The organism is Rhizobacter sp. J219 (assembly GCF_024700055.1).
Taxonomy (GTDB): Bacteria; Pseudomonadota; Gammaproteobacteria; order Burkholderiales; family Burkholderiaceae_C; genus Rhizobacter.
This window is the reverse complement of sequence record NZ_JAJOND010000001.1, coordinates 3,321,014-3,346,636: the sequence shown is the minus strand read 5'-3', so window position 1 is coordinate 3,346,636 and position 25,623 is coordinate 3,321,014. Positions and strand designations below refer to the sequence as shown.

The 25,623-nt window shown below is 67.8% G+C and carries 25 protein-coding genes and 2 pseudogenes; 20 read left to right on the top strand and 7 right to left on the bottom strand.

What is annotated here, in order from left to right; translation table 11 throughout:
* The first annotated feature begins 10 nt into the window (after nt 1–10).
* From LRS03_RS15725 to LRS03_RS15690, 8 genes are all read left to right on the top strand, one after another.
* A complete protein-coding gene (locus LRS03_RS15725) occupies nt 11–784 on the top strand; it encodes an ABC transporter ATP-binding protein (protein ID WP_257826562.1) in 774 nt (257 codons plus the stop codon).
* A 365-nt stretch (nt 785–1,149) separates the two neighbouring features.
* Nucleotides 1,150–1,797, top strand: coding sequence for an ABC transporter ATP-binding protein (locus tag LRS03_RS15720; protein WP_257826561.1), 648 nt, complete (start codon nt 1,150–1,152; stop codon nt 1,795–1,797).
* Between the two features lie 37 nt (nt 1,798–1,834).
* A complete protein-coding gene (locus LRS03_RS15715) occupies nt 1,835–3,040 on the top strand; it encodes an ABC transporter substrate-binding protein (protein WP_257829577.1) in 1,206 nt (401 codons plus the stop codon).
* Nucleotides 3,041–3,169: 129 nt separating this feature from the next.
* Entirely contained in the window at nt 3,170–4,057 is an 888-nt protein-coding gene (locus tag LRS03_RS15710; protein WP_257825035.1) for a branched-chain amino acid ABC transporter permease, read from the top strand.
* Between the two features lie 3 nt (nt 4,058–4,060).
* Entirely contained in the window at nt 4,061–5,017 is a 957-nt protein-coding gene (locus LRS03_RS15705) for a branched-chain amino acid ABC transporter permease (RefSeq protein WP_257826560.1), read from the top strand.
* A gap of 99 nt (nt 5,018–5,116) precedes the next feature.
* On the top strand, nt 5,117–5,464 hold the full coding sequence (locus tag LRS03_RS15700) for a GFA family protein (protein ID WP_257826558.1): 348 nt from the start codon (nt 5,117–5,119) through the stop codon (nt 5,462–5,464).
* A 9-nt stretch (nt 5,465–5,473) separates the two neighbouring features.
* Nucleotides 5,474–6,226 carry a sulfite exporter TauE/SafE family protein gene (locus LRS03_RS15695; protein WP_257826557.1) on the top strand — a complete coding sequence of 251 codons (753 nt, stop codon included), beginning with the start codon at nt 5,474–5,476 and terminating at the stop codon, nt 6,224–6,226.
* 1 nt (nt 6,227) lies between these two features.
* Nucleotides 6,228–6,875, top strand: a complete 648-nt coding sequence (locus LRS03_RS15690) for an aspartate/glutamate racemase family protein (RefSeq protein ID WP_257826556.1) — start codon at nt 6,228–6,230, stop codon at nt 6,873–6,875.
* Nucleotides 6,876–6,888: 13 nt separating this feature from the next.
* On the opposite strand, the gene tesB is transcribed toward LRS03_RS15690, so the two are convergent.
* Nucleotides 6,889–7,782, bottom strand: a complete 894-nt coding sequence (gene tesB / locus LRS03_RS15685; RefSeq protein WP_257826555.1) for an acyl-CoA thioesterase II — start codon at nt 7,780–7,782, stop codon at nt 6,889–6,891.
* 86 nt (nt 7,783–7,868) lie between these two features.
* Between tesB and LRS03_RS15680 the strand changes: the two genes are divergently transcribed.
* Nucleotides 7,869–8,972: a phospholipase A gene (locus tag LRS03_RS15680; RefSeq protein WP_257826554.1), complete on the top strand. Its 1,104-nt coding sequence runs from the start codon at nt 7,869–7,871 to the stop codon at nt 8,970–8,972.
* Between the two features lie 111 nt (nt 8,973–9,083).
* Nucleotides 9,084–9,908, top strand: coding sequence for an EAL domain-containing protein (locus LRS03_RS15675; RefSeq protein WP_257826553.1), 825 nt, complete (start codon nt 9,084–9,086; stop codon nt 9,906–9,908).
* Nucleotides 9,909–9,919: 11 nt separating this feature from the next.
* Here LRS03_RS15675 and LRS03_RS15670 read toward each other — a convergent pair.
* Nucleotides 9,920–13,484 (bottom strand): annotated as a pseudogene (locus LRS03_RS15670) (indolepyruvate ferredoxin oxidoreductase family protein).
* Between the two features lie 170 nt (nt 13,485–13,654).
* Here LRS03_RS15670 and LRS03_RS15665 point away from each other — a divergent pair.
* From LRS03_RS15665 to LRS03_RS15645, 5 genes are read left to right on the top strand one after another with little or no spacing between them, the layout of a single operon-like run.
* Nucleotides 13,655–14,215: an Lrp/AsnC family transcriptional regulator gene (locus tag LRS03_RS15665; protein ID WP_257826552.1), complete on the top strand. Its 561-nt coding sequence runs from the start codon at nt 13,655–13,657 to the stop codon at nt 14,213–14,215.
* Nucleotides 14,215–15,318, top strand: coding sequence for a GGDEF domain-containing protein (locus LRS03_RS15660; protein WP_257826551.1), 1,104 nt, complete (start codon nt 14,215–14,217; stop codon nt 15,316–15,318). The genes LRS03_RS15665 and LRS03_RS15660 overlap by 1 nt, the downstream gene beginning before the upstream one ends.
* Entirely contained in the window at nt 15,315–16,202 is an 888-nt protein-coding gene (locus tag LRS03_RS15655) for an EamA family transporter (protein ID WP_257826549.1), read from the top strand. Before LRS03_RS15660 ends, LRS03_RS15655 begins: the two co-directional genes overlap by 4 nt.
* A gap of 58 nt (nt 16,203–16,260) precedes the next feature.
* Nucleotides 16,261–17,466 (top strand): PAS domain-containing sensor histidine kinase, encoded by a 1,206-nt coding sequence (locus LRS03_RS15650; RefSeq protein WP_257826547.1) that lies wholly within the window; start codon nt 16,261–16,263, stop codon nt 17,464–17,466.
* Complete coding sequence (locus tag LRS03_RS15645) at nt 17,463–18,110, top strand: response regulator (RefSeq protein ID WP_257826545.1); 648 nt, start codon at nt 17,463–17,465, stop codon at nt 18,108–18,110. The genes LRS03_RS15650 and LRS03_RS15645 overlap by 4 nt, the downstream gene beginning before the upstream one ends.
* Before the next feature lie 94 nt (nt 18,111–18,204).
* On the opposite strand, the pseudogene nhaR reads toward LRS03_RS15645, so the two are convergent.
* Nucleotides 18,205–19,096 (bottom strand): annotated as a pseudogene (gene nhaR, locus LRS03_RS15640) (transcriptional activator NhaR).
* A gap of 76 nt (nt 19,097–19,172) precedes the next feature.
* Between nhaR and LRS03_RS15635 the strand changes: the two are divergent.
* Together LRS03_RS15635 and LRS03_RS15630 are read left to right on the top strand one after the other, a co-directional pair.
* Nucleotides 19,173–19,919 carry a TerC family protein gene (locus LRS03_RS15635; RefSeq protein ID WP_257826542.1) on the top strand — a complete coding sequence of 249 codons (747 nt, stop codon included), beginning with the start codon at nt 19,173–19,175 and terminating at the stop codon, nt 19,917–19,919.
* Between the two features lie 39 nt (nt 19,920–19,958).
* A complete protein-coding gene (locus LRS03_RS15630) occupies nt 19,959–20,648 on the top strand; it encodes a Bax inhibitor-1/YccA family protein (RefSeq protein ID WP_257826541.1) in 690 nt (229 codons plus the stop codon).
* A gap of 3 nt (nt 20,649–20,651) precedes the next feature.
* Here LRS03_RS15630 and LRS03_RS15625 read toward each other — a convergent pair whose 3' ends face one another.
* A complete protein-coding gene (locus LRS03_RS15625; protein WP_257826540.1) occupies nt 20,652–21,185 on the bottom strand; it encodes an RBBP9/YdeN family alpha/beta hydrolase in 534 nt (177 codons plus the stop codon).
* Nucleotides 21,186–21,290: 105 nt separating this feature from the next.
* Here LRS03_RS15625 and LRS03_RS15620 point away from each other — a divergent pair, with 105 nt between their 5' ends.
* Nucleotides 21,291–21,743, top strand: a complete 453-nt coding sequence (locus tag LRS03_RS15620; RefSeq protein ID WP_257826538.1) for an Lrp/AsnC family transcriptional regulator — start codon at nt 21,291–21,293, stop codon at nt 21,741–21,743.
* A 75-nt stretch (nt 21,744–21,818) separates the two neighbouring features.
* Entirely contained in the window at nt 21,819–22,865 is a 1,047-nt protein-coding gene (locus tag LRS03_RS15615; protein WP_257826536.1) for an aldo/keto reductase, read from the top strand.
* Nucleotides 22,866–22,869: 4 nt separating this feature from the next.
* On the opposite strand, the gene sigJ is transcribed toward LRS03_RS15615, so the two are convergent.
* The 3 genes from sigJ to LRS03_RS15600 all read right to left on the bottom strand — a co-directional run bounded on the left by sigJ (nt 22,870) and on the right by LRS03_RS15600 (nt 25,101).
* On the bottom strand, nt 22,870–23,790 hold the full coding sequence (gene sigJ, locus LRS03_RS15610) for an RNA polymerase sigma factor SigJ (protein ID WP_257826534.1): 921 nt from the start codon (nt 23,788–23,790) through the stop codon (nt 22,870–22,872).
* A complete protein-coding gene (locus LRS03_RS15605) occupies nt 23,787–24,353 on the bottom strand; it encodes a hypothetical protein (protein ID WP_257826532.1) in 567 nt (188 codons plus the stop codon). Before LRS03_RS15605 ends, sigJ begins: the two co-directional genes overlap by 4 nt.
* A 64-nt stretch (nt 24,354–24,417) precedes the next feature.
* On the bottom strand, nt 24,418–25,101 hold the full coding sequence (locus LRS03_RS15600; protein ID WP_257826530.1) for an NHL repeat-containing protein: 684 nt from the start codon (nt 25,099–25,101) through the stop codon (nt 24,418–24,420).
* 187 nt (nt 25,102–25,288) lie between these two features.
* On the opposite strand from LRS03_RS15600, the gene LRS03_RS15595 reads away from it, so the two are divergent.
* Entirely contained in the window at nt 25,289–25,612 is a 324-nt protein-coding gene (locus LRS03_RS15595) for a thioredoxin family protein (protein WP_257829575.1), read from the top strand.
* Nucleotides 25,613–25,623: the final 11 nt, after the last annotated feature.

The following is a 25,623-nucleotide window of genomic DNA, read 5'->3' as shown; positions in this document are numbered from 1 at the left end:
GCGACGACACATGAGCGACGACATCATTCTCGAAACGCGCAAGCTCACGAAGGAGTTCAAGGGCTTCGTCGCCGTCAACCAGGTCGACCTCAAGGTCAAGCGTGGCCACATCCACGCGCTGATCGGGCCGAACGGGGCGGGCAAGACAACCTGCTTCAACCTGCTCACGCACTTCATCACGCCGACCTCGGGCCAGATCGTCTTCAACGGGCACGACATCACCGGCGAGGCTCCTGCCCACATCGCGCGGCGCGGCATCATCCGTTCATTCCAGATCTCGGCGGTGTTCCCGCACCTCACCGTGCTGGAAAACGTGCGCGTGGCCCTGCAGCGCAAGCTCGGCACCTCGTTCCATTTCTGGAAGCCCGAGCGTTCGCTGCACACGCTGAACGATCGCGCGCTGGATCTGTTGCGCCAGGTCGACCTCGAAAGCTACGCCGAGCACACCACGGTCGAGCTGAGCTACGGCCGCAAGCGCGCACTCGAGATCGCCACCACCCTCGCGATGGAGCCCGAGCTGATGCTGCTCGACGAGCCCACACAGGGTATGGGCCTGGAAGACGTGGACCGCATCCGTGCGCTGATCAAGAAGGTCTCGGCCAACCGCACCATCCTGATGGTCGAGCACAACATGAGCGTGGTGGCGAGCATCGCCGACACCATCACCGTGCTGCAGCGTGGCGCCACGCTGGCCGAAGGTCCGTACGCCGAGGTGTCGAAGAACCCGGCGGTGATCGAGGCCTACATGGGGTCGGCGAATGTCGAATTGAAGGGGGCGCATTGATGTTGCATTCCACGATCGGCGCGTGCCACGGCGACCGGGTAACCGGCTCCGCTCATGTCCCCCGGCCAGGCTGCGCCTGGCCTCCTCCTTTACTTCGCTGCGCCGGTCACCCGGTAGCCGCGGCAAGCACCCGCGGTGGCATGCCGCGTTCCCGGTGTGCTTCCTGGGTGGCTTGCTCGCTGTGGCAGGGCGCCGTGTGGAGCGAAGTAAAGGAGGAGAGGCGGGCGCAGCCCGACTCGGGGGACATGAGCGGAACACGGCGCCCTGTCGCAGCGAGCCAGTGCCGGTCCAAACAAAGGAAACACTGAAATGGCCACCAGGTTCCTAGAAGTCAAAGAGCCCAAGGCTGGTACGGCGAAAGCCACGTGCTGCACGGCGTGAACTTCCACGTCGACGAAGGCGAAGTCGTCACCCTGCTCGGTCGCAACGGTGCCGGCCGCACCAGCACGCTGCGCGCGATCATGGGCCTCATCGGTTCGCGCAAAGGCAGCATCAAGGTCAAGGGGCAAGAGGTCATCTCGCTGCCCACCCACCGCATCGCGCGGCTGGGTCTCGGCTACTGCCCCGAGGAGCGCGGCATCTTCTCCACGCTCTCGTGCGAAGAGAACCTGATGCTGCCGCCGAAGCAGACCGAAGGCGGCATGAGCATCGCCCAGATCTACGACATGTTTCCCAACCTGAAAGAGCGTGCCGGCAGCCAGGGCACGCGCCTGTCGGGGGGCGAGCAGCAGATGCTGGCCGTCGCGCGCATCCTGCGCACCGGCGCCAAGCTGCTGCTGCTCGACGAAATCTCGGAAGGCCTTGCACCCGTCATCGTGCAGAAGCTCGCCGAGATGGTGGTGGCCTTGCGCAAGCAGGGTTACACCATCGTGATGGTGGAGCAGAACTTCCGCTTCGCCGCGCCGCTGGCCGACCGCTTCCTCGTCATGGAGCACGGCCGCATCCTTCAAGAGTTCACCCAAGCCCAACTGCCCGACCGCATGGCCCAGCTCCACGAGTACCTGGGCGTTTGACCTGCTCGTCTCTCACCACCACCAGGAGATACACATGATGAAACTCAAGAACATCGCTGCAGCCGCCGCCGTGGCATGCGCCAGTGCACTCGTGCCTGCCCAGGCCCAGGTCTCGGGCGACGTGATCCGCATCGGCTTCATCACCGACATGTCGGGCCTCTATTCCGACATCGACGGGCCGGCCGGCCTCGAAGCCATCAAGATGGCCGTCGCCGACGCGGGCGGCAAGATCAACGGCAAGACCATCGAGGTCGTGTCGGCTGACCACCAGAACAAGCCCGACATCGCCGCCGCCAAGGCGCGCGAATGGTTCGACACCAACGGCCTCGACATGCTGATCGGTGGCACCAATTCCGGCACCAGCCTGGCCATGGCCAAGGTGGCTGCCGAGAAAAAGAAGCTCTTCATCTCGGTGGGCGCCGCCACCTCCGCGCTGACCAACGAGCAGTGCAACCCCTACACCGTGCACTGGGCCTACGACACCGTGGCGCTCGCCAAGGGCACCGGCAACGCGGTGGTGAAGGCCGGCGGCAAGAGCTGGTACTTCCTGCAGGCCGACTACGCCTTCGGTGCCCAGCTGATGAACGACACCTCGGCCGTGGTCAAGGCCGCCGGCGGCACCATCGTGGGCTCGGTGAAGCACCCGCTGTCGGCGAGCGACTTCTCGTCCTTCCTGCTGCAGGCGCAGTCGAGCAAGGCGCAGATCCTGGGCCTGGCCAACGCGGGTGGCGACACCATCAACACCATCAAGGCGGCCAACGAGTTCGGCATCACCAAGACGATGAAGCTCGCCGGCCTGCTGATGTTCATCAACGACGTCCACTCGCTGGGCCTGAACGCCACGCAGGGCATGTACCTCACCGACAGCTGGTACTGGAACCGCGACCCCGAGACGCGTGCGTGGAGCCGCAAGTTCTTCGAGAAGATCAAGCGCATGCCTTCGTCCATCCAGGCGGGCGACTACTCGGCGGCTCACAACTACCTGGCCGCCGTGAAGGCCACCGGCACCGACGACGCCGACAAGGTGCTCGCGCAGATGAAGAAGGCCAAGGTCAACGACATCTTCGCCAAGGGCGGCTTCATCCGCGACGACGGCCGCATGGTGCACGACATGTACCTGATGCAGGTGAAGACGCCGAAGGAGTCGACCGAGCCCTGGGACTACTACAAGGTCGCGCAGACCTTCAAGGGTGAAGAGGCTTGGACGACGAAGTCTGAATCCAAGTGTGCTCTTTGGAAGTAAGGGGGATGAGCGTGGCAACTGACGCGCGGAGCGCAGCGGCGCGCTCATCAAGCTACTCGCCGAGCACGGGTTTCCCGGGCTTAGGCGAGGCGCCCCTTGGGGGCAGGAGCGAAGCGACTGGGGGGCTGTGTGACTGAAATATTTGGCATACCCATCCAGGCCTTCATGGGCCAGCTCATGCTGGGCCTGGTGAACGGCTCGTTCTACGCCATGCTGAGCCTCGGCCTGGCGGTGATCTTCGGCCTCTTGGGCATCGTGAACTTCGCGCATGGCGCGCTCTACATGATCGGCGCCTACGTGGCCTGGTTCGCGCTCGAGACCTTTGGCATCAACTACTGGGCGGCGCTCGTGATCGCGCCCTTCGTGGTGGGCGCCATCGGCCTCGTGATCGAGCGCACGCTGCTCAAGCACCTCTACAAGCTCGACCCGATCTATGGGCTCTTGCTGACCTTCGGCATCTCGCTGATCTTCGAGGGCGTGTTCCGCGAGCAGTACGGCGTGTCGGGCCAGTCGTACTCGGTGCCCGAGGCGCTGCAGGGGGCGACGAACCTCGGCTTCATGGTGCTGCCCAATTACCGCGCATGGGTCATCGTGGCCTCGCTCATCGTGTGCTTGGGCACCTGGGCGCTGATCGAGAAGACGAGCCTCGGGGCCAAGCTGCGCGCCGGCACCGAGAATCCGGCGCTGGTGCAGGCCTTCGGCATCAACGTGCCGATGATGGTGATGTTCACCTACGCGGGCGGTGCTGCACTCGCCGCGCTGGCCGGCGTGCTGGCCGCGCCGGTGATCCAGATCACGCCGCTGATGGGCACCAACCTCATCATCGTGGTCTTCGCGGTGGTGGTGATCGGCGGCATGGGCTCGATCCTCGGCTCCATCCTCACCGGGCTTGCGCTCGGCCTGGTCGAAGGCCTCACGAAAGTGTTCTACCCCGAGGCCTCGAACATCGTCGTCTTCGTGATCATGGCCATCGTGCTGATGATTCGCCCCGCCGGCCTCTTCGGCAAGGAGAAATAAGGCATGGGCCTCCAAGCAACTTCCCAGACACGCAACGCACGCATCGCGTGGGGCGTGCTCTTCGCGCTGCTCGCGATTGCGCCCTTCGTCGGCCTGTACCCCGTCTTCATGATGAAGGCGCTGTGCTTCGCGATCTTTGCCTGCGCCTTCAACCTTCTGCTCGGCTACACCGGCCTGCTGTCGTTCGGCCACGCGGCGTTCCTCGGCTCGGCGGCCTACGCCACCGGCTGGCTGGTGCGCAGCGGCGGCCTGTCGCCGGAGCTGGGCCTGCTCGCCGGGGTCGTGGTCGCGGCGCTGCTGGGCCTGGCGGTCGGCTTGATCGCGATCCGCCGGCAGGGCATCTACTTCGCGATGATCACGCTCGCGATGGCGCAGATGGTGTTCTTCGTCTGCCTGCAGGCGCCTTTCACCGGCGGCGAAGACGGCCTGCAGGGCGTGCCGCGCGGCAAGCTCTTCGGCCTCTTGCCGCTCGGCAACGACGTGGTGATGTACTACCTCGTGCTTGCGATCTTCGTTGCGGTGTTCCTCGGCATCCTGCGCATCGTGCACTCGCCTTTCGGCCAGGTGCTCAAGGCCATCCGAGAGAACGAGCCGCGGGCCATCTCGCTCGGCTACGACGTCGACCGCTACAAGCTGCTCGCCTTCGTGCTCTCGGCGGCGCTGGCCGGCCTGGCCGGCGCGCTCAAGACGCTGGTGCTCGGCTTCGCCACGCTGACCGACGTGCACTGGTCGCTCTCGGGCGAGGTGATCCTGATGACGCTGCTCGGTGGCCTGGGCACCTTTGCCGGCCCGGTGATCGGCGCCTTCACCATCATCGGCCTGCAGAACTTCCTGGCCGACCGGGTGGGCTCGTGGGTCACGGTGATCATCGGTGTGATTTTCGTGGTGTGCGTGATCGCATTCCGACGCGGCTTCGTCGGCGAGCTGCTGGCCTGGCAACAGCGCAAGAAGAAGTCCTGATCGGCACGGTGGCATGAGCACCTGAACCTCGAGACCCCGCACTGGCGCAAGCAGCGCTGAATCGGCACCATACGCGCCTTCACCCCCACGGAGACGCGCATGAAGTACACCGGCAGCTGCCACTGCGGCAAGGTCGCCTTCGAGGTCGAAGGCGAGATCGGCACGGCGCTCGCCTGCAACTGCTCGATCTGCCAGCGCAAGGGCTCGTTGTTGTGGTTCGTGCCGCGCACCGACCTGAAGCTCAAGACGCCCGAAGACGCGGCCAGCACCTACACCTTCAACAAGCACGTCATCAAGCACCGCTTCTGCCCGAGCTGCGGCATCCACCCGTATGGCGAAGGCACCGACCCCAAGGGCAACGCCATGGCGGCGATCAATGTGCGCTGTCTCGAAGGCATCGACCTCGACACGGTGAAGGTCCATCACTTCGACGGGCGCTCGCAGTGACCGTGCCGCATGTCGGGCGCTGAGATCGCGCTGCTCGTCGTCGGCGCGGCCGTCGCCGGCTTCGTGCAGGGCCTGTCGGGCTTCGCCTTCGGCATGGTGGCGATGTCGATCTGGGTCTGGGCGCTCGACCCGAAGCTCGCAGTCGTGATGTCGATCGCCGGCGGCCTGAGCGGCCAGATCTTCGCCGCCGTGCGCCTGCGGCGCGGCCTGCAGTGGCCGCTCTTGTGGCCGTTTCTCGCCGGTGCGCTGGTCGGCGTGCCGCTGGGCGTGGTGGTGCTGCCGTACGTCGATGCGGTGATCTTCAAGTTCGGCCTCGGCGTCACGCTCATGGTGTGCTGCTCGGCCATGCTGATGGCGCAGCGCATCCCGCGCATCACGCGGGGTGGGCGCATCGGCGATGCGCTGGCCGGCGCGGCCGGCGGTGTGATGGGCGGCCTGGGCGGCTTCACCGGCGTGGTGCCATCGTTCTGGTGCACCGTGCGCGGCTGGGACAAGGACACCGCCCGCGCCGTGCTGCAGAACTTCAACCTCGCCGCGCTCAGCGTCACCTTCGCCACCTACGTGGGCAGCGGCCTGGTGACGCGCGAGATGTGGCCGCTTTTCCTCGTGGTGATTCCGGCGCTCCTGATCCCGTCGGTGTTGGGCACACGCTTGTACGTGGGCCTGAGCGAGGCGGCGTTCCGGCGTGTGGTGCTGGGCTTGCTCACCGTGTCGGGTGTGGTGATGATCGTGTCGTCAGTGCCCGTGCTGCTGAAGAGATGACATGACCGACATTGCCTTCCTCCACACCTCGCCGGTCCACGTGGACACCTTCGATGCGCTGTTGAAGGAGGTCGCACCGCAGGTCACGGCTTCGCACCTCGTGCGCGAAGACCTGCTCGACCGCGCGCAGCGCGAGGGCCTGGAAGACCCAGGCCTCATCGCCGGCGTGCGTGCGGCGCTGCAGTCTGCTGCCGCCCATGCGCGCGTTGTCGTGTGCAGCTGCTCGACGCTTGGCGGGCTGGCCGAAGCCACCCGCACCAGCGTGCCCATCACCCGCATCGACCGTGCGATGGCCGACGCGGCGGTGCATCGCGGCGCACCGGTGTTGATGGTCGCGGCCCTGCAGAGCACCCTCGACCCGACGGCGCAGCTGCTTCGTTCCTCGGCCGAGCGCCTGGGCCTGCCGCTCGCGCTGCGCCCGTTGTGGGTCGAAGGCGCCTGGGCCCATTTCGAAGCCGGCCAGCAGGAGGCCTACCTCGCGACCATCGCCGCTGCCGTGCGCCGGCACGGGCACGCCGGCGACACCGTCGTGCTCGCACAGGCCTCGATGGCGGGTGCGGCCGAGCGGCTGGCCGACACCGGCCTCGTGGTGCTCAGCAGCCCGCGGCTCGGGGTGATGGAGGCACTGCGCTTCTGCGAAGCCGGCTGAGCCCGGGCGCCGCTCAGGCCTTCTTGAGCGGTTGCCTGGGTGGCTGCGGCCGCATCAGCCCCTCTTGCGCGACCGAGGCGACCAGCCGCCCGTCCTGCGTGAAGATGCTGCCGCGGCAGAAGCCGCGGGCGCCGTTCGCGGCTGGCGAGTTGGTGGCGTAGAGCAGCCACTCGTCCATGCGGAAGCTGTCGTGGAACCACATCGCGTGGTCGAGGCTCACGCCTTGCACGCTGCCGTTCATGAAGCTCAGGCCGTGCGGCAGCAGCGCTGCACTCAGCAGGCCGAAGTCGGACGAATAGGCGAGCATGGCCTGGTGCAGCACCGGGTCGTCGGGCAGGCGGTCGGAGGCGCGGAACCACGAGTTGTTGACCGCCGCTCGCTCGCCGGCCGGTGGCGGGTTGAGCGGGTTGAAGGGCTCGCAGTGGCGGATGTCGATCGCGGTCTCGGCGTGCAGCACCGCGCGCAGGCGCTCGGGCAGCTTGTCGAAATGCTGGCGGCGCAGCTCGTGCACGCTCACGAGCCCATCGGGTGGAGGCACTTGCGGCATCGTGTCCTGGTGCGACACGCCTTCTTCCTTCACGTGGAAGGAGGCGGCGAAGTTGAAGATCGGCTGGCCATGCTGGATGGCGACCACGCGGCGCGTGGTGAAACTGCCGCCGTCGCGGATGCGCTCGACGTCGTAGACGATCTTGGCCTGCTTGTCGCCGGGGCGCAGGAAGTAGGCATGCAGCGAATGCACCGAGCGGTCGCGCTCGACGGTGAGCGCGGCGGCCATCAGCGCCTGACCCAGCACCTGCCCGCCGAACACACGCGGGCTGCCGATGTCGCCGCTGATGCCGCGGAAGAGGTTGTGCTCGAGCTGCTCGACCTGCAGCAGCTCAACCAGTTCTTGGACTTGGGTATTCATGGGTCGAAATGATCTCACCAAACCCGCCGCTACCATCGCGCCGAACCTCCAGCCCCGCGCCCACTGTGTCGAATCCTGCCCGTGCCTTGTCTCTCATCTCCCGCGCCGTGACGGCCGGTCTCGCGTGGGCCGCGGCCGCGGCGGCGCACGCACAGGCTGCCAGCCCCTCGGCGCCGCCCGTGCCCTCGGCGGCGGCGCTGCAGGACTGCGCGGCGATCGGCGCGGCAGCCGACCGCCTGGCGTGCTACGACCAGCTGGCGGGCCGCAAGCCGCCGTCGCCCCCACCGGCCGAGGTGCCGATCGCCACCACCCAGATGGCGCCGCAAGGGGCGGCCATGGCGCCGGCCCAAGAGGTCAAGCCCGAGGCCAGCCCCTTGTCGCAGTACTGGGAGCTCGACGCGGCCGACAAGCGCGGCACCTTCAACCTGCTCGGCTATCGCCCGAACTACGTGATGCCGCTGCACGTGACCAACCGCATCAACCGGGCGCCGCAGTCGCCCACGCAGGCGGCGGTGAACCAGCCCAACTTCCGCGAGATCGAGGCCAAGTTCCAGATCTCCTTGCGCACCAAGGCCTTCCAGGACGTCTTCGGCCGCGGCACCGGCGACCTGTGGCTGGCCTTCACTCAGCAGGCGATGTGGCAGATCTGGAATGGCAAGGACTCCAAGCCCTTTCGCAACACCGACTACGAGCCCGAAGCGATCTACGTCTTCCCCGTCCCCCGCGCAGTGCGGCAGTTGCCGTTCGGGTGGCAATGGCGTCTCGGCCAACTGGGCCTCGCGCACCAATCGAATGGTCAATCCGATCCGCTCTCGCGCAGCTGGAACCGGGTCTACTTCGGCACCGGCTTCGAGCGCGGCGACCTGAGCCTCACCGCGCGCCTCTCGCAGCGCCTGAACGAAAAGCTCGAACGCGACAACAACCCCGACCTCGTGGACTACCGTGGCCGCACCGAGCTGCAGTTGGGCTGGACGCCGGGCGCCAGTACCACCTCGCTGCTGTGGCGCAACAGTGCCAAGCGCAGCGACTGGGGCGCGCTGCAGTTCGAGTGGACCTACCCCGTCGCCAAGAGCCGCCCGAACGGCCTGCGCTGGTTCGTGCAGGCCTTCCACGGCTACGGCGAGACGCTCACCGACTACAACTTCAAGCAGACGAGCTACGGCTTCGGGCTGAGCTTCATGCAGTTCTGATCGCGGGGGAACCGTCCCGGGCGCGTGAAGGATTCGACGTGTTGGCGTGCAGTGTCCTCAAGCTTGGAAACGGCGTGCCGAAACCGAAGGGGTTCTTGATGGCGAGCCCGCATGCGCAGCATTCCCTTCACCAGTTCGAACTTCCAACCGTGGGTGAGCGACGCCGCCAGGTGCGATGACTGTGCCAACCCCGAGGCGCTGGGGTTTCGCTTCAGCTATGCCTACCAGCCGATCGTCGACGTCCACAAGCGCCAGATCTACGCCCACGAGGCGCTGGTGCGCGGCCCGGACGGCGAGCCGGCGCCGACCGTGCTGTCCCGGGTCAACGAAGACAACCGCTACCGGTTCGACCAGGCCTGCCGCGTCAAGGCGATCAAGGTGGCGGCCGAACTGGGCATGCAGGAGCGCTTGTCGATCAATTTCCTGCCCAATGCGATCTACAAGCCCGAGCTGTGCATCCGCACCACGCTCCAGGCTGCGCGCAAGCACGACTTTCCCGTCCAACGCATCATCTTCGAAGCGACCGAGGGGGACGCCATCGAAGACGGCAAGCGTCTGGCCGCGATCCTGACCGAATACAAGCGCACCGGCTTCCTGACGGCGATCGACGACTTTGGCGCCGGGTACGCGGGCCTCAACCTGCTGGCGGATTTTCAGCCCGACATCATCAAGCTCGACATGGCGCTGGTCCGCGGGGTCGACACCAGCCGTTCGCGGCAGGCGATCGTCCGCGGTGTGCTGCGCATCTGCTTTGACCTCGACATCGTCGTCATTGCCGAAGGCGTCGAGACGGCGGCCGAGCGCGACTTCTTCTTCCACGAAGGTGTCAGCCTCATGCAGGGGTACTTTTTCGGCCGCCCGGCCTTCCAGAGTCTTGGTGCTGTCGTCGATGGGGCGTGGCCTGTGTCCGGGCTGGCCCAGAAGCTCCCAGCCTGACGGACAACGGCTCAGGCGGCCTCTTGCCGCTGGGTGTGCCACTGCGCCATCAGGCTCTGCCAATGGGTGCGGGCGGCGGCGAGGTGGCGTGCCTTCACATGGCCGTAACCGCGGATCTCTTCCGGGATCTTCGCGATGGCGATCGCCTGCACCAGGTTGCTGGCGTTCAGGCCCCGCAGCAGTTCGTCGATGCAGGCGCGGTACTCGCCGATTAGGGCGCGCTCGGTCTTGCGCTCTTCGGTGCGGCCGAAGGGGTCGAACGCGGTGCCGCGCAGGCCCTTGAGCTTGGCGAGCACGCGGAAGGCGGTCTTCATCCATGGGCCGAAGCGCTGCTTCTGGAGTTCACCCTTGTCGTTGGTCTTTGCGATCATTGGCGGGGCGAGGTGGTAGTTCACCCGGTAGTCGCCCTCGAACTGCGAGGCGATCTTTTCCAGGAAACCGGTCTCGGTGTGCAGGCGGGCGACCTCGTACTCGTCCTTGTAGGCCATGAGCTTGAAGAGGTAGCGGGCCACGGCTTCCGCCAGCTTTGTGCTGCCCAAAGGCGCCTCGGCGGTTCGTACCTTGTCGACGTAGGCGCGGTACTGCGCGGCGTAGGCGGCGTTCTGGTAGGCGGTGAGGAACTCGACACGCTTGCTCACCAGCTCATCCAGATTGCCCGAAGGCTTGCGCACGAACTCGATCACCTGTGACGGTTGCGCAAGCGACTGCACTGCGCGCAGGTCGTGCGCGGCGCGGCGGCCCCACTCGAAGGCGAGCTGGTTGCGTTCGACCTGCACGCCGTTGAGTTCCATCGCCCGCATCAGGGCGGCGTGCGAGAGTGGCACCCGGCCCTTCTGCCACGCGTAGCCGAGCATCATCGGGTTGGTGTAGAGCGAGTCGCCGCAGAGCGCGACGGCCAGCTGCTCGGCATCGAAAGCGCCGAAGTGGTCGCGGCCGGTGGCGGCCATCAGTGCGGCTTCGCAGCTTGCCGACGGGAACTGCCAGTCGGGGTTGTGGACGAAGGCGGCGGTGGGCGAGCCGTGGGTGTTGAGCGCGACGAAGCTGCGGCCTTCGCGGATCACGGCCAGCGTGGCCTTGTTGGCGCCGACGATCGGGTCGCAGGCGAGCACGAGGTCGGCCTCGGCGGTGCCGACCTTGGTGGTGTAGATCGCGTCCATGCGGTCGGCGATCTGGATGTGGCTCCAGGTGCTGCCGCCTTTTTGCGCGAGGCCGGCAGCGTCTTGCGTGACGATGCCTTTGCCGTCGAGGTGTGCGGCCATGCCGAGCAACTGGCCGATGGTGATGACCCCGGTGCCGCCGACGCCGGCGACGACGATGCCGAAGGCATGGTGGGTGGCGGGCAAGGTGGGCTCGGGCACCGCGATCTTCGACGGGTCGGGGCGCGAGGCTTCCGACTTTTTGGCCGACTTGAGCTGGCCGCCTTCCACCGTGACGAAGCTCGGGCAAAAGCCCTTCACGCAGGAGTAATCCTTGTTGCAGGTGTTCTGGTTGATGCGGCGCTTGCGGCCGAACTCGGTCTCGACCGGCTCCACGCTCAGGCAGTTGCTCTGCACCGAACAGTCGCCGCAGCCTTCGCAGACCAGCTCGTTGATGACGACGCGGGTGTCGGCGTCTTTCATCGTGCCGCGCTTGCGGCGACGACGCTTCTCGGTGGCGCAGGTCTGGTCGTAGATGATGGCGGTGGTGCCCTTGAGCTCGCGGTATTCGCGCTGGATGCGGTCGAGTTTCGTCGCGGTGGAAGACCTGCACCCCGGGCGACAGCGCCACGCCCTCGTACTTGCCCGGGTCGTCGGTGACGATGCACAGCGCACTCACGCCTTCGGCCTTCAGGCTCTGCATGATCTGCAGCACCGAGTGCCCCTCGGGCCGCTCGCCCACGCGCTGCCCGCCGGTCATCGCGACCGCGTCGTTGTAGAGGATCTTGTAGGTGATGTTGACGCCCGCCGCGATGCTCTGGCGGATGGCGAGGATGCCGCTGTGGAAGTAGGTGCCGTCGCCCAGGTTCGCGAAGATGTGCTCTTCGGTCGTGAACGGCGCCTGGCCCACCCAGGGCACGCCTTCGCCGCCCATCTGCGTGAAGGTGGAGGTGCTGCGGTCCATCCACACCACCATGTAGTGGCAGCCGATGCCGGCCACTGCGCGCGAGCCTTCGGGCACCCGCGTCGAGGTGTTGTGCGGGCAGCCGCTGCAGAAGAAGGGCAGGCGGTCGCCGCTGTCGGCGTTGAGCGTCTGCAGCGATTTCTCTTTGGCCTCGATCAGCGCGAGGCGGGCGTCGATGCGGGCGGCGGTGTCGGCATCGACGCCGAGCTTCTTCAGGCGCTTGCCGATGGCCTTGGCGATGATGGCCGGCGTGAGGTCGGCCTGCGCGCGCAGGAGCCAGTTGCCGCCCGGGTTGGGCTGCGACCACTCGCCACCGGTCTGGTCGCCTTCGGCTTCGTCGAACTTGCCGAGCACGTTGGGGCGCACGTCGGGGCGCCAGTTGTAGAGCTCTTCCTTGAGCTGGTACTCGATGACCTGGCGCTTTTCTTCCACCACCAGGATCTCCTGCAGGCCGAGCGCGAAGTCGCGGGTGATGGTGGCCTCCAGCGGCCACACCACGTTGACCTTGTGCAGGCGGATGCCGAGGCGGCGGCAGTCGTCGTCGGAGAGACCCAGGTCGTGCAGGGCTTGCCGCGTGTCGTTGTAGGCCTTGCCGGAGGCGATCAGGCCGAAGCGGTCGTTCGGGCCGCTGATGACGTTGTGGTTGAGTTTGTTGGCCCGCACGTAGGCGAGCGCCGCGTACCACTTGTGGTCCATCAGCCGCGCCTCCTGCTCCAGCGGCGGGTCGGGCCAGCGGATGTGCAGGCCGCCGGGCGGCATCACGAAGTCTTCGGGCAGGACGATCTGCACGCGGTCGGGGTCGACGCTGATGCTGGCGGACGACTCGACGATCTCCTGGATCGTCTTCATGCCGGCCCACACGCCGGAGAAGCGGCTCATCGCGAAGGCGTGCAGGCCCATGTCGAGGATGTCCTGCACGCTGGAGGGGAAGAACACCGGCAGTCCGCAGGCCTTGAAGATGTGGTCGCTCTGATGCGCGGCGGTGCTGCTCTTGGCGATGTGGTCGTCGCCGGCGAGGGCGATCACGCCGCCGTGCTTGGCGGTGCCGGCCATGTTGGCGTGCTTGAAGACGTCGGAGCAGCGGTCGACCCCGGGGCCCTTGCCGTACCAGAGGCCGAACACCCCGTCGAACTTCTTCTTCTCGGGATAGAGGTCGAGCTGCTGCGTGCCCCACACCGCGGTGGCGCCCAGCTCCTCGTTGACGCCGGGCTGGAAGACGATGTTCTGCGCCTGCAGGTGCTTCTTGGCCGCCCACAGCGCCTGGTCGTAGCCGCCGAGTGGCGAGCCGCGGTAGCCGCTGATGAAGCCGGCCGTGTTGAGCCCGGCCATCGCGTCGCGTGTGCGCTGCAGCATGGGCAGGCGCACCAGCGCCTGCACGCCGCTCATGAAGGCGCGGCCGGTGGGCAGCGCATATTTGTCGTCGAGCGAGACGCTCTCCAGGGCACGGCGGATCGATTCGGGCAGCGGTGCGTTCATGCGGGAAGGCTCCTGTTGGACGGTGCGGCGCCGCGGCTTGTGGCTGCGGCCGGCGGGGTGGGGCGGTGCGTCGAGTGTAGGGAAGCGGGCTGTGGAAGTCCTTTCTTTGTTTGCTCGGAAGAAGGGGGTTACGGCAATAATCTTTCGTCAAACTTCAAGTTGAACGCGATATGCCGCTCAAAAAACCATTTACAGGGAAAACCATCAAGCCCGCCGACGAGCCCACCGAGCCGCATGGCGATGCGCTCGACCGCTACGACGTGCTGATCCTTCGCGAGCTGCAGCACGACGCCCGACTGTCGAATGCCGAGTTGGCAGCGCGCATCGGCCTGTCGGCCGCACCCACCTGGCGGCGCGTCAAATGGCTCGAAGAGCAGGGCTACATCACCGGCTACCGGGCCGAGATCGACCGCCGCAAGATCGGCCTCGGCGTGCTGGCCTTCGTGCGCGTCGACGCCGAGCGCAACAACGGCCTCGCCACACGGGCGCTCGAAGACGCCATCCGCAAATTGCCCGAGGTGATCGCCTGCCACTACATTTCAGGCACCGGCACTTTCGAGCTGCAAGTCATGGCCACCGACCTCGATGCGTTCTCCCGCTTTTCGATCGACACCTTGCTCAACCTGCCGAACGTCAAAGACATCCACACCAGCTTCTCGCTGGGCGAAGTGAAGGCCGGGGCGGCGTTGCCTCTTTCCCATCTGCACACTGGCAAGACCCGCTCGCGTTGATGTCTTCTTCGCGCCTGGCCGACTGGCTCTTCGGCACCGAACCCAAGCAGCGGCTGCGGTTGGTGCAGTGCGGCACCGCGATGCTGCTGGTGCTGGGCAGCGTGCTCAACATGCACTACCTGGTGTGGGCCGGGCTCGCGCCGATGGAGCCGACCGCGTGGTGGACGCTGGTGCTCGTCGGCGGCTTCGTGGTGTTCTTCATCACCATCCGCAGCGGCCAGAACCTTCGCTACGCCGAGCCGTCGCTCACGGTGCCGCAGATGGTGTTCGCCATCCTCTGCGCGGCGGTCGCGTATGCCATCGCGGGCAAGGGGCGCGGCGGCGCCTTCCCGATCCTGATGGTCGTGTTCATGTTCAGCATGTACTCGCTGGCACCCGGCACGGTGCTGCGCACCAGCTTCTTTGCGGTGGCAGTGTTTGGTGTGACGATGGCCACCATGGCCTGGCGCAACCCGGCGGTCTACGAGCCGGCGGTGGAATGGGGCCACTTCATCATGATCGCCATCATGGTGCCGGCCGTGGCGCTGCTGGCCGGCCAGCTCAGCCGGCTGCGCGACCGCTTGCGCCGCCAGAAGAAAGACATTGCCATCGCGCTCGCGCGCATCCAGGAGCTGGCCACGCGCGACGAACTCACCGGCCTCATCAACCGCCGCCACATGGTCGAGCTGATGGAGCAGGAGCGCCAGCGTGGCGTGCGCTCGGGCCAGTCGTTCTGCCTCGCCGTGATCGACATCGACGGCTTCCGCGAGATCAACGACAAGCACGGTCACGCCTTCGCCGACGAGCTGCTGCGCCGCTTCGCCAACGAGGCGCTCAACGTGATCCGCATCTCCGACCTGCTCTCGCGCTGGGACGGCAAGGAATTCCTGCTGATGCTCTCCAACACCCGCGCCTCACTCGGCCGCACGAGCCTGGAGCGGCTGCGCGAGCGCATGAAGGCCGTGGCCATCGAAGCGCCAGGCTCAGGGCCCTTGCACCTGAGCTTCTCGGCCGGCGTGGCCGAGCATCGCGCCGGCGAGTCGGTGGCCGACACCGTGCAGCGTGCCGAGCATGCGCTCATCAACGCCAAGGCGTCGGGGCAGAACCGGGTGGTGCTGGCTTGACGGCCGCGCACCCACCGTGGCGGCACCTGCTGCTGGCGCTTGCGGTGGTGGCGGTCTGGGGCACCAACTTCGTCGTCATCAAGGCCGCGCTGGCGCACCTGCCGCCGCTGCTGTTTGCGGCGCTGCGTTTCGCGATCGCCTTCTTTCCCGCGATGCTGCTGCTGCCTCGGCCGCCGGTGCCGTGGCGCAACCTCGCGGCCTACGGCATCCTGCTCGGGGTGGGACAGTTCGGTGTGCTCTACATCGCGATGAGGCACGACATCTCGCCCGGGCTCGCCTCGCTCGTGATCCAGACGCAGGTGTTCTTCACCATCATGCTGGCGATGCGGATCGCCCGCGAGAAGGTGCAACCGTACCAATGGCTGGCGCTCGCGCTCGGGGCGGCGGGCATCGTGGTGATCGGCAGCCACACGGGCGGCGACACCACCGTGCTCGGTCTTCTGATGGTGCTGTTTGCCGCCTTCTGCTGGGCCTGCGCCAACATGGTCAGCAAGCAGGCGGGGCCGGTGAACATGCTGGCCTATGTGGTGTGGTCGAGCGCTGCGGCGGTGCCGCCGCTGGTCGTGATGTCGCTGCTCTTCGAAGGCTGGCCGGCCATCGCGCAGGGGCTCGTGCAGGCCGATGCCGCCACCTGGGCTGCGGTGCTCTGGCAGGCCGTTGGCAACACCCTCTTCGGCTACGCGGCATGGGGCTGGCTGCTGGCGCGGCATCCGGCGGCGAGCATCACGCCGATGGCGCTGCTGGTGCCGGTCTTTGGCATGGCCGCGGCCAGCTGGTGGCTGGCCGAGCCGCTGCCGGGCTGGAAGCTGATCGCGGCGGCACTGGTGCTGTGCGGCCTGGGCCTCAACGTGCTGTGGCCGCGTTGGCGCACTGCACAAAACTGAGCCGGCCTTGGCACAGGCTTTGCACTGGGATGGTGAACCTGTCCGCCCCGAGTGCACGATGTTGTCTGAGCTGAACACCCCTGTGCGCCTGCCCGCGGCCGCGCTGGTGCCTGCGCCCAGCGGGGCGTGGAGCGAGCGCCTGCAGCTGCTGCTGGAATCCACCGGCGACGGCATCTTCGGCATCGACATGGACGGCCGCTGCACCTTCGTCAACCGCGCGGCCGCCGAGATGCTGGGCTACCGCACCGAGCAAGTGCATGGGCGCAACATGCACGAGCTGATCCACCACACGCATGCCGACGGCCGCCACTACCCCGAGTGCGATTGCCCGATCTTCAATGCCTTCCGGCGCGGGCTGCCCTGCCGCATCGACAGCGAGGTGCTGTGGCGTGCCGATGGCAGCGCCTTCAGCGCCGAGTATTCGTCGCACCCCATCATCGATGGCGGGGTGGTGCAGGGCGCGGTCGTCACCATCGTCGACATCACCGAGCGCAAGCGCGCCGAGGGTGCGCTGCGCCAGGCGCACGAGCAGCTGGAGCGCCGCGTGGAAGAACGCACCCACGAGCTGACGCAGGCGCTCGGCCAGTTGCGCGAGCTGTCTGCGTACCTGGAGACGGTGCGCGAGGAAGAGCGCACCCGCATCGCCCGCGAGATCCACGACGAGCTGGGCTCGCTGCTGGTCGCGCTCAAGATGGACGTCAACTGGCTCGAAAAGCGCATCGACGACCGCGCGCCGCTGGTCGCCAAATGCGCGGGCATGGGCGCGCTGATCGACCGCGCCGTCGACAACCTCGGGCGCATCATCACCGACCTGCGCCCGAGCATCCTCGACCACCAGGGCCTGTGGGCCGCGCTCGAATGGCAGGCGCAGGAGTTCATCGAAACCACCGAGCTGCAGCACACGCTGCAGGTGCTGGTGCACGCCGGCGTGGAGCCCCCGGCCGGCCGCGAGGGCGAGCGCTGGGCGATCGCCGTCTTTCGCATCTTCCAGGAGATGCTCAGCAACGTGGCGCGGCATGCGCGTGCCAGCACGGTTCACATCCGGCTCTACGTCGACGGCCCACCCGCGCCGGTGCTGCACCTTGAGGTGCGCGACGACGGCGTGGGTGCATCACGCGAAGCGCTCGACGACCCGCGCAGCTACGGCGTGATGGGCATGCGCGAGCGCGCCGGGCATTTCGGCGGGCAGCTCACCCTCGATGGCGTGCCGGGCTTCGGCACCATCGCCCGCCTGACCATGCCCCTGCCGACGGAGGCTCCATGACCACGATCCACGTCTTGATCTGCGACGACCATCTCATCGTGCGCCAGGGCATCCGCCAGGTGCTCACCGATGCGCCCGACATCGCCGTCGCCTTCGAGGCGGCCAACGGCCCCGATGCGCTCGCCCGCGTGCGCCAGGGCGGCATCGACGTGGTGCTGATGGACATCGCCATGCCGCACCGCGACGGGCTCGACGTGCTGCGCCAGATGAAGAGCGAATTCCCGAAGCTGCCGGTGCTGATGCTCAGCACCTACCCCGACAAGCAGTACGCGGTGCGCAGCATGAAACTCGGCGCCGTGGGCTACCTCAACAAGAGCGCGGATTCCGAGCAGATGATCTCGGCCATCCGCAAGGTGGCGGCAGGCGGCATGTTCATCACGCCGGCGGTGGCCGAGCACCTGGCCAGCGCCATCGGTGCCGGGCACACCGAGGACAAGCCGCTGCACGAGCGCCTGTCGCACCGCGAGTACCAGGTGTTCCGCCTCTTGAGCCAGGGCCGCAGCGTGGGCGAGATTGCCGAGCAGCTGGCGCTGTCGTCCAACACCGTCAGCACCTACCGGGCGCGCATTCTCGAAAAGACCGGCGTGCGCAACGACGTGGAGCTGGCGCTGTACGCCGTGCGCCAGGAGCTGACGCAAGTCTGAGATCACGGCCTCGTCCGATGGGTCCATCGGCCCATCCCCCGTGGGGATGCCGGCCGGCTTGGGGCGGCCCGGCGCTCGGCCGGCGGAGAGCGGCTCAGGCCAGAAAGCGCCCGCGTGCCGCCTCGGTGATCGCCACCACGCAGGGGTGCGTGATGCGCCGCTCCACCGAGATCGCGTAGAACTCCTCGACCAGGGCCTCGGTGCGGCCGAGCACCTTCACGTCGTACTGTTCGCAGGTCTCGTCTTCCAGCACGGTGGGCGACATGAAGACTCCCTGGCCTTCTCGGCCGAAGGCCTTCATCAGTGCGGCATCGTCGAATTCGCCCACCACACGCGGGTGCAGGCTCTGCTCGGCGAGCCAGATGTCGAGGCGCTGGCGCATGGCCGAGGCCGAACCCTGCGACAGGAAGGGCGCCCCGTCGAGGCACCGGGGGAATGGCGCTTTGAGCGACCGCTGCAGCGCCGGCGCCGCAAAGAAGCTCATGGCAGTGGTGCCAAGCGGGTGGTTGTAGGCCTTCACGCTCACCGACTTGCCCATCGGTTCGTCGGCGATCACGAGGTCGAGCCGGTGCACCGACAGCTGGCCGAGCAGGTCCTGCAGCTTGCCTTCATGGCCGATGAGGCGTGTGCTGGGCACCCGCAGCGCCGGCTCGATCAGCCGGTAGGCGATGGCCTTGGGCACCTGGTCGGCGATGCCCACGCGAAACGGGAGAACCGCCCCCGCGGTGCCGGCCCGCCCGATGGCCGCCTCGAGACTCGGCGCTCAGCGCGAAGATCTGGTCGGCATAGCCGAGCGCCGTGCGGCCTTCTTCGGTCAGCTCCAGGTGGCGCCCCTTCTTGCGGAAAAGCGCACAGCCCAGGCGCTCTTCGAGCAGCTTGATCTGGGTCGACAGCGTCTGCGGCGTGGTGTGCAGCTGCTCGCCGGCTCGCATCACGCCGCCGGCCTTGGCGGTGGCCCAGAAGTAGTAAAGGTGCTTGAAGTTCATGCTTCTGCTTTCTCGAAGTCATGCTTCCGAAATCGCGACTTTACGCGAAGTATCGATTGCCCCTAGATTCCAAGCGATGGAATTCCTTCTCGACCCCAACATCTGGATCGCTTTTGCGATGCTCACCGCCCTCGAGATCGTGCTCGGGGTGGACAACATCATCTTCATCTCCATCCTGGTGGGCCGCCTGCCCGCGCACCAGCGCGACATCGCGCGCCGTCTGGGTCTGGGCTTCGCGATGCTGAGCCGCCTGGCGCTGCTCTTCTCGCTGAGCTGGGTGATGGGCCTCAAGGATGACCTCTTCCACGTCGCCGGCCAGGGCATCAGCGGGCGCGACATCGTGCTGCTGCTGGGCGGCATCTTCCTGCTCTACAAGGCTTCGCATGAGATCTTCGTGGAAGTCGAGGCTCGCGAGCAGGGTGGGCCGCCTGCGGCTGACGCTGCCACGGCCAAGTCTGTCGGTGGCAAGGTCTTTTGGGCCATCATCGGCCAGATCGCCATCATCGACATCGTGTTCTCGCTCGACTCGGTGATCACCGCGGTCGGCATGGTCGACCAGCTGCCGGTGATGATCGCCGCGGTGGTGGCCTCGGTGGCCGTGATGCTGTTTGCCGCCAAGCCGATCGGCGACTTCGTCGATCGCCACCCGTCGGTCAAGGTACTGGCGCTGGCCTTCCTGGTGATGGTGGGCATGGCGCTCACCGCTGAAGCCTTCGACGTGCACGTGCCGAAGGGCTACATCTATGCTGCAATGGCCTTCTCGCTGGCTGTAGAAGCTTTGAACATCCGCGCCCGGAACAAGCGGCGGGCGCTGGCTGCGTGATGAGTCTTCCGCTGGTGTTTTATTAGCAAAGGAGTCGTCATGAACTACGACATGCAACAGGTCTACGGCCAAGCCGTCACCTCCCCGCAGGAGCGCAACAAGGTCCTGCGCAACACCTACTGGCTGCTCGCGCTGTCGATGGTGCCCACCGTGCTCGGCGCCTGGATCGGCGTGGCCACCGGCATCGCCGCGGCCATGTCGCCGATGGTGAGCCTGGTGGTGTTCCTCGGCGGAGCCTTCGGCTTCATGTTCGCGATCGAGAAGACCAAGAACTCGGCTGCCGGCGTGCCCCTGCTGCTCGCCTTCACCTTCTTCATGGGCCTGATGCTCTCGCGCATGGTCGGCATGGTGCTGGGTCTGGCCAATGGCGCCGGCCTGATCATGATGGCCTTCGCCGGCACCGGGGCGATCTTCCTCGGCATGGCGATGCTCTCGTCGGTGATCAAGCGCGACCTGTCCTCGATGGGCAAGTGGCTCTTCATCGGCGCGATCATGCTGCTGGTCGCCGGCATTGCGAACATCTTCCTGAAGTCGCCGGCGCTCATGATCACGCTGGCGGTGCTGGCCATCGGCATCTTCTCGGCCTTCATCCTGCACGACCTCAAGCGTGTGCAGGACGGCCACGAGACGAACTACATCACCGCCACGCTGGGCGTGTACCTGAGCCTGTACAACGTGTTCCAGTCGCTGCTGGCGTTGTTCGGCATCTTCGGCGGCCGCGAGGAGTAAGTCTCAGGGTTCGGCCCGCCAGCGGGCCACCCAGGCCCAGGCCTCGGGCCAGTCGCCCAGGCCGCTCTGGGCGTTGAGGTGGCCGCGAGGCCCCGCGTCGACACACTCGGCCCGCCACTGGCGGGCCGTTTCACGTGTGTAGGCCGGTGACGCATACGGGTCGTCGCGGCTGCTGACCATCTGGAGCCGGATGCGGCCCAGGTCCTGCGGCAAGGGTGCGAAGCCGCGCGCCTCGGGCGGGAACTGCGGGCCGTGGGGATCGGGCACGGCCACGAGCAGCGCGGCATGCACCGGCCGCGCCGTGCGTGCCGCCCAGTGCGCCACCACTAGGCAGCCAAGGCTGTGCGCCACGAGGATCGGCGCTTCGCCAGCGTCGCGCACGGCGGCGTCGAGCGCCTGCACCCACTCGTCGCACACTGGATGGTCCCAGTCGCGCTGCTGCACCCGGGTCACGCCGGGGTGCCGCGACTCCCACAACGATTGCCAGTGGGTCGGGCCGGAGTTCTGGATGCCGGGAACGATCAGGACGGGGCGCATGGCATGAAGCGTGAGTGGACGATGCCGCCTACGATAGGCAGCCCCCGATGCGCCCGCCAGGGCCAGGCATCGGAACTTCGCCCGCCAAACCTTCACTTCATCGCCATGACCGCCGCGCCGCTCAAGCTCGACAAGAAAGACCACCTCATATTGCAGGCGCTGCAGGACGACGCGCGCCAGCCGCTCGCCGCGCTCGGCCGGCGCATCGGCCTGTCGCAACCGGCGATCAGCGAGCGGGTAAAGAAGCTCGAAGACGCCGGCGTGATCGCGGGCTACGGTGCGCGCGTCAACCTCGCTGCGGTCGGCCTCGCGCTGCAGGCGGTGGTGCGGGTGCGCACGACGCATGCACACATCCAGCGCTACGTGGCGCTGTTCCAGTCCATGCCCGAGGTGCTCGACGCGGTGCGTGTGACGGGCGAAGACTGCTTCATCGTTCGCTGTGCTTTCGCCGGCCCGCAGGATCTGGAGCGTGTGGTGGACGCGCTCGCTGCGCACGGCAGCGTGAGCACGTCGCTGGTGCTGTCGCACCCGGTGTCGAAGCCGGCCACGATCGGCTGACGCAGAAGCCGCGTTGGCGGCAGGGCTGCAGGTGCTGCCTATGCTTCCGGGTTGGTCGTCACCTGGAGCCCCACCATGCGCCACCTGCCGCTCGGCCGCACCGGCCTTTTCGTCTCCGAACTGTGCCTCGGCACCATGACCTTCGGCGGCAGCGCCGACCTGTGGGCCAAGATCGGCACGCTGCAACAGGCGGAGGCCGAGCGCCTCGTCGGCCAGGCGCTCGACAATGGCGTCAACTTCATCGACACCGCCGACGTCTACGCCGGCGGGGTGTCGGAGCAGATCACTGGCCAGGCGCTGAAGAACCTCAAGGTGCCGCGCGAGAGCGTGGTCATCGCGACCAAGGTCTTCGGCGAGACCGGTGCGTCGCCCAACGCCCGCGGCAACTCGCGCAGCCACATCCTCGACGGCGTGAAGGCGAGCCTGAAGCGCCTGCAGCTGGAGCACATCGACCTCTACCAGATCCACGGTTTCGACCCGGCGACGCCGATCGAGGAGACCGTGCGTGCGCTCGACACGCTGGTCCGCGACGGGCGGGTGCGCTACGTCGGCGTGTCGAACTGGGCGGCGTGGCAGGTCGCCAAGGCACTGGGCATCAGCGAGCGGCTGGGCCTCGCGCGTTTCGAGTCGCTGCAGGCCTACTACACGATCGCCGGCCGAGACCTCGAACGCGAGATCGTGCCGATGCTCAAGAGCGAGGGCCTGGGCCTCATGGTGTGGAGCCCGCTCGCCGGTGGCCTGCTCAGCGGCAAGTTCGCCAGCGGCCAGGCCGAGGCGGGCAGCCGGCGTGCCGGCTTCGACTTCCCGCCGGTGCTGCGTCCGCGCGCCGAAGCCTGCATCGAGGCCATGCGGCCGATCGCCGAGGAGCACGAGGTGACGGTGGCGCAGGTCGCGCTCGCGTGGCTGCTGCACCAGCCGCAGGTCACGAGCGTGATCGTCGGGGCCAAGCGCCCCGACCAGCTGGCCGACAACCTCGCCGCGGTGAAGGTGAGGCTCAGCGCCGACGAGCTGCGTGCGCTCGACGAGGTGAGCCGCCTGCCGCCCGAGTACCCGGGCTGGATGTTCGAACGCCAAGGGGACTTCCGGCGCAAGCAGCTGCGCCTCGCGGGTCGCGGCGACTGAGCCTTCAATCCCGCCAGACGAGGTGCGACAGCTTGTCCGGGTTGCGCACCACATAGACCCCGGCGATGCGCGCCGGCCCCGCGGTGCCGGTGGTGGCGAGCGCCACGGTCTGGATCGGGCGACCCTCGGCGTCGAACATCACGAAGCCGACCATGCCGTTGATCTGCGCCGGCCGCGCACGCACCTGCGCCGGGTCGTAGCCCTTCGCAAAACCGACCAGCGCCTGCGCGACCCGGGCGGCACCGACCAGCGGCCGCGGCACGGCGCTGACCTTGCCGCCGCCGTCGTTGACCATCACCGCGTCGTCGGCGAGCACGCCGGCAAGCGCTTCCACGTCACCGCGCATCAGCGCCATCGCAAAGGCGCCAAACAGCCGCTCACGCTCTTCCTGCTGCACCTCGCAGCGCGCATAGCCGGCCCGCAGGTGCGTGCGGGCGCGCGAGGCGAGCTGCCGGCAGGTCTCGGCGCTGCGCTGCAGCCGGGCGCCCACGTCGTCGAATCCGAGATCGAACACGTCGTGCAGCAGAAACGCCGCCCGCTCCAGCGGGCTCAGGCGTTCCAACGTGAGCAGGAAGGCGACCGACACGTCCTGTGCGAACTCGGTCTGCACCTCGGGGCCGGGTGACCAGGCTTCGGCTTCGTCGACCAGGGGTTCGGGTAGCCACATGCCGACGTACTGTTCGCGGCGTGCGGCGGCCGAGCCCAGGCGGTCGAGGCACAGCCGGGTGACGAGCGTGGAGAGGTAGGCGCCAGCGTGCTGCACGGCGGCGGGGTCGACCTCGCTCCAGCGCAGCCAGGCGTCTTGCACCACGTCTTGCGCGTCGGCGCGCGAGCCGAGCATGCGGTAGGCGAGAGCGCGCAGGTTGCGGGCGTGTACGTCTTCGAAGACGCGGGCGCGGTCGTCCGGGGTGCTGGCGGGGGTCATGGGAAGCGAAGCGGTTCGCAGGCGGGATGCGGGTCCACAGCGTAGCGGAGCGTCGGGTAGGTGCGCTCCGAGACGATCGCGAGCGCCAACGCGGCCAGGGCCTGGGGCCCGTGTGCGGCCAGCACGCGCTCGCGCCAGGGCGTGGTGTCGCTGCGCGAGAGCACCGCGCGGGCGAAGTGCCAGCCGAGCGCCGCCTCGGCACCCATCGCGTCGGGCTGTTCGTCGACGAGGGCGTGCAGCACCGTGCGCGGCACACCGGCCTCTTCGGCCATGGTGAGCATGAGCCGGGCGCAGGCACCGCAGTCGTCGTGCCGTGCCGCCGCGAAGCGGGCGGCGTAGCGCAGGGCGGGCGGCAGCCGGGCCTCGGCGCTGTCGAGCATGCGCACGGCACGCTGGAAGCGCACGAAGGCGCCGGTGTCGAGCGCCAGCAGCGCGTGCTGGAAGCCGGCATCGTAGCCATAGCGGCTCTCGAAGCGGCGGAGCAGCCGTGCGAGCCACGGGCGGATCAGGCGATCGTGCCAGTGGGAAGAAGGGGCGGCGGTGGCAGAAAGGCTGGGGTTCATGCCCTCAAGACGACGCAGCCCGGCAGAACGTGACATCGCCGCGGCGCGGCCACGCACGAAACGCTCAGCGGCCGCCGGCCACCGTGGGGTTGACGCCGAAGATGGCCTGCACCGGCTGTTGCTCGGGCAGCACGTAGACCACGCCGCGCTGGCGCCCGAGCGACGGGGCGACCACCTCGTCGAAGAACGCAGGCGGCACCACCACGCAGCCGAGCGAGGCCCGGTTGTCGTCGGGGCTGGCGGTGTCCAGGCGCGCCAGTCGGCCGGCTTCCGAAGAGCCCGGGCGCAGCCGGTGGATGGCCAGCGCCGCCGCGTAGTCGAACCACACGATGGCCTCGCCCCTCAGGTTGCGCCCCGGTTGCGAGGCGAAGCGGCCGGCCGGCGTGGTGCGGTCGGCGACCGGGATGCGGTTGAGGTCGGCGATGTCGGCCACCCCGGGCACCGAGTGGTCACCCAGGCCCTGGCCCAGCAGCACGGGGGTCGTGCCGAGCAGCTGGCCCTCGGCGTCGAAGACGAAGATCCGCGCGGCGCGTTTGTCGACCACCGCGAAGGGGCGCTGGCGGTGGTCGCCACTGTCGAGCACCCACTGGTGCACGTGGCGGGTGTCGGCGGTGAGCATGTCGGCCGCCGATGCGCCGGAGGTCCCGGCCTTCGCGTGCCCGATCGACGGGCAGGCGGCGGTGGCGGCGAGGAGGAGCGAGAAGGCCAGCGTGGCCAGGGCGTTGACGAGGTCGGGCTTGAACTGCACCGCGCGAATGTAGGGATTCGCCCCGGTGTGCGGGTATGAAGAAAGCCGCAGGAGGCCGCGGCGTCACACCTGTTTACGACCGCGTGCCGGCCGGCATGGCGATTTCCATGGCCCAGAGCACGGTGGCGTGGCGCGCGGCATAGTCTCGCCACCCGAGGTGACCACGATCGAAGGAGACCCGCTCGACATGACCCAGCCCTACACCGAAGCCCAGCCGCAGCGCGCCGAGGTCGATGCCCTGAAGGGCGCCGTGGTGCTCGACTTCGGCACCAACTGGTGCGGCTTCTGCCGCGCCGCGCAGCCACTGGTGGACGAGGCGCTCGCCGCGCACCCGAATGTGAGACACCTCAAGGTCGAAGACGGCCCCGGCCGGCCGCTCGGCCGCTCGTTCCGCGTCAAGCTGTGGCCGACGCTCGTGTTCATGCGCGACGGGCAGGAGCTTGGCCGTGTGGTGCGGCCGCAGAGCCTCGCATCGATCGCGCAGGAACTGACGGGCATCGACTCCGCCTGACCTGCAATCCG

Bases quoted from the DNA above. Each gene is read 5' to 3' on its own strand.
- LRS03_RS15700 (WP_257826558.1), top strand. From the start codon at position 5,117: ATGAAGTACACCGGCAGCTGCCACTGCGGCAAGGTCGCCTTCGAGGTC.
- LRS03_RS15635 (WP_257826542.1), top strand. From the start codon at position 19,173: ATGGAATTCCTTCTCGACCCCAACATCTGGATCGCTTTTGCGATGCTC.
- sigJ (WP_257826534.1), bottom strand. From the start codon at position 23,790: ATGACCCCCGCCAGCACCCCGGACGACCGCGCCCGCGTCTTCGAAGAC.
- LRS03_RS15645 (WP_257826545.1), top strand. From the start codon at position 17,463: ATGACCACGATCCACGTCTTGATCTGCGACGACCATCTCATCGTGCGC.
- LRS03_RS15660 (WP_257826551.1), top strand. From the start codon at position 14,215: ATGTCTTCTTCGCGCCTGGCCGACTGGCTCTTCGGCACCGAACCCAAG.
- tesB (WP_257826555.1), bottom strand. From the start codon at position 7,782: ATGAATACCCAAGTCCAAGAACTGGTTGAGCTGCTGCAGGTCGAGCAG.
- LRS03_RS15715 (WP_257829577.1), top strand. From the start codon at position 1,835: ATGAAACTCAAGAACATCGCTGCAGCCGCCGCCGTGGCATGCGCCAGT.
- LRS03_RS15690 (WP_257826556.1), top strand. From the start codon at position 6,228: ATGACCGACATTGCCTTCCTCCACACCTCGCCGGTCCACGTGGACACC.
- LRS03_RS15695 (WP_257826557.1), top strand. From the start codon at position 5,474: ATGTCGGGCGCTGAGATCGCGCTGCTCGTCGTCGGCGCGGCCGTCGCC.
- LRS03_RS15625 (WP_257826540.1), bottom strand. From the start codon at position 21,185: ATGCGCCCCGTCCTGATCGTTCCCGGCATCCAGAACTCCGGCCCGACC.
- LRS03_RS15605 (WP_257826532.1), bottom strand. From the start codon at position 24,353: ATGAACCCCAGCCTTTCTGCCACCGCCGCCCCTTCTTCCCACTGGCAC.
- LRS03_RS15620 (WP_257826538.1), top strand. From the start codon at position 21,291: ATGACCGCCGCGCCGCTCAAGCTCGACAAGAAAGACCACCTCATATTG.
- LRS03_RS15595 (WP_257829575.1), top strand. From the start codon at position 25,289: ATGACCCAGCCCTACACCGAAGCCCAGCCGCAGCGCGCCGAGGTCGAT.
- LRS03_RS15615 (WP_257826536.1), top strand. From the start codon at position 21,819: ATGCGCCACCTGCCGCTCGGCCGCACCGGCCTTTTCGTCTCCGAACTG.
- LRS03_RS15630 (WP_257826541.1), top strand. From the start codon at position 19,959: ATGAACTACGACATGCAACAGGTCTACGGCCAAGCCGTCACCTCCCCG.
- LRS03_RS15675 (WP_257826553.1), top strand. From the start codon at position 9,084: ATGCGCAGCATTCCCTTCACCAGTTCGAACTTCCAACCGTGGGTGAGC.
- LRS03_RS15650 (WP_257826547.1), top strand. From the start codon at position 16,261: ATGTTGTCTGAGCTGAACACCCCTGTGCGCCTGCCCGCGGCCGCGCTG.
- LRS03_RS15725 (WP_257826562.1), top strand. From the start codon at position 11: ATGAGCGACGACATCATTCTCGAAACGCGCAAGCTCACGAAGGAGTTC.
- LRS03_RS15665 (WP_257826552.1), top strand. From the start codon at position 13,655: ATGCCGCTCAAAAAACCATTTACAGGGAAAACCATCAAGCCCGCCGAC.
- LRS03_RS15705 (WP_257826560.1), top strand. From the start codon at position 4,061: ATGGGCCTCCAAGCAACTTCCCAGACACGCAACGCACGCATCGCGTGG.